This is a genomic window from Streptomyces hygroscopicus (genome assembly GCF_026168105.1).
GTDB classification, from domain to species: Bacteria; Actinomycetota; Actinomycetes; order Streptomycetales; family Streptomycetaceae; genus Streptomyces; species Streptomyces hygroscopicus_D.
Genome location: NZ_LBMW01000137.1, coordinates 1 through 2,025 on the forward strand (window position 1 = coordinate 1; position 2,025 = coordinate 2,025).

The 2,025-nt window shown below is 66.0% G+C and carries 2 protein-coding genes and 1 pseudogene; all 3 read left to right on the top strand.

The window, feature by feature from the left end; translation table 11 throughout:
* The first annotated feature begins 99 nt into the window (after positions 1 to 99).
* On the top strand, positions 100 to 414 hold the full coding sequence (locus AAW14_RS39225) for a pore-forming ESAT-6 family protein (RefSeq protein WP_265569241.1): 315 nt from the start codon (positions 100 to 102) through the stop codon (positions 412 to 414).
* Between the two features lie 109 nt (positions 415 to 523).
* Positions 524 to 922 carry a DUF6507 family protein gene (locus tag AAW14_RS39230; protein WP_265569242.1) on the top strand — a complete coding sequence of 133 codons (399 nt, stop codon included), beginning with the start codon at positions 524 to 526 and terminating at the stop codon, positions 920 to 922.
* Positions 919 to 2,025, top strand: a pseudogene (locus AAW14_RS39235) (protein phosphatase); the annotation flags it as partial. The gene AAW14_RS39230 and the pseudogene AAW14_RS39235, both read left to right, overlap by 4 nt.

Here is a 2,025-nt window from a genome sequence, read left to right on the forward strand (position 1 = left end):
GCAGACCGGTTGAGCATCGGCCGGGTGCTGTGACATCTCTTTTCTCCAGGCCTCGGTGAGGCCTGTCGACGGAAGTCTTCTCACGGGGAGTGGTGTGTGATGGCGGGTTCGGGTGCGGATCGTCGGTCGTATGACACGGGTGCGTCGGCGGATGCGCAGGGGAACATCGCTGCGGTGGTCGGCCAGTTGGAGTCGCTCATTGCGGAGCGTGACCGTCAGGTGAAGGCGGCGATGGCTGATTTCACGGCTGATGGGGTGGCGGACGAGTACCACGGCAAGGAGTTGCGGTGGAACCGTGCGTCGCAGGAGGTGAAGAGCATCATTGCGTTGGTGAAGTCGACGTTGGAGCACAACGATGCGACGGCGCAGTCGACGATGGCGAAGGCGAAGTCGGCGGTCGACAACATCGGCTGAGGCCGAGGCTGAGTCAGGGTCAGGGGCTGAGCCTGAGCCTGAGCCTGATGGCTGAGGCTGAGTCAGATGGATGGCAGGGCAGGGCAGTTCAGCGTTTGGGGGGTGCGTGGTGACCGGCTGGGATCTGAAGCCGCAGGGTATTGAGCAGGTGTTGAGGACGACGGGTGGGACGGCGTCGCGTTTTGAGGTTCATGCGAAGGCGTTCGGGGAGCATCTGACGTCGGCGGCGGCTCATGCCGGCACTGTTTCCGCCGAGGGTGGCGGTGGTGGTGGGGGTGAGGGGGGGAAGGCGCCGCAGGGTGGTCTGGTGGCGCTGGCCTTGTCGCAGTACGCGGAGCATGCGACGAGGGATCTGCAGTACATCGCGGCGCGGGCGGGCAGGTCGTTGCAGGGTGCGGTGGATGCGACGACGGCGTATCTGGACGGGGATCAGGTGATGGCGGCGCGGGCGCAGCGCCGGGCGCTGGCGGAGCCGCGGGTGGATCTGCCGGGGGTGGGGCAGGCGTGATCGATCCGGGGCGGATTCCGCAGTACACCGGGAACCTGGAGCAGTTGGAAAGGGATTACGGCGATCTGAGGACGGATGCTGTGGACATCCGCTCCACGGGCCGGGATGTCCATGCGCGGTTCCAGGGTCTGTCGGCGTATTACAAGGCGCCTGAGGCGGAGCAGTTGTTCGCGACCACGAGGCCGGTTGCGGACCGCTCCGATGCCTTTGCCGCCGATCTGGAGGCGGTGTCTTCGGCTCTGTCGGGGTATGCGGCGGAGATCCGTCCGCTGGTGGCGAGGCTGAAGCAGTTGAAGCTCGAGGCGACGGCGTTTGTCGGCTCGGTCAAGGACGATCATGACTGGGAGTACGACGGGGACAAGGTCGCGCACCACAACCGGATCCGTGATGACGTGACGGTGGCGGTGGCGGCGTTCTGGGCGGCGGAGCGGTCCTGTCACAACAAGATCACGGCGTTGTGGCACGGGGTGCAGATGGTGGCGGGGGATGGTTCGGAGCGTAAGGACCAGTACGGGTTCAGCGCTTTTGACATGAAGGGCGCGAGGCTGCCCTGGGGTGAGCCGGTGGAGCAGAGGCATCACTGGTACGAGGTCGGTCACTGGGTGAAGTCGTTTGTGTGGGACGGTCTGGTGGTGGACGGGATCTGGGGGACCGTCAAGGGTTTGGGCACGTTGGTGGGTTTTGGTGGCTGGGAGGCGATGGGGCAGGCGTGGAAGGGCTTGGCGCAGTTGGCGACGGGTCTGGCGATCTCGTCGGTTCCGGGTGCGGCGGGTTTGTTCTGGTCGTTGCCGGAGAAGGATCTGCCGTCGTGGTTGCGTGAGTCGCGTCGCACGATGAAGGAGACGGGTAAGGCGCTGGTGGCGTGGGATGAGTGGGGCAAGAACCCGGCCCGTGCGGCTGGTGCGGTCACGTTCAATGTGCTGACCACGGTGTTCACGGGTGGTGAGGGTGCTGCGGCGGCGGGTGCGGGCAAGGCGGGGGCGGTGGCGAAGGCGCTGTCGTTGGCGGGCAAGGCGGGCCGGGTCATTGATCCGATGACGTATGTGTCCAAGGCGGCGGGTGCGGGTCTGTCGAAGATCGGCGACATCGCGAAGGGGCTGAAG

What these genes read in the sequence shown, in the direction of transcription:
- AAW14_RS39225 (WP_265569241.1), top strand. Translation starts at nt 100, where the DNA reads ATGGCGGGTTCGGGTGCGGATCGTCGGTCGTATGACACGGGTGCGTCG.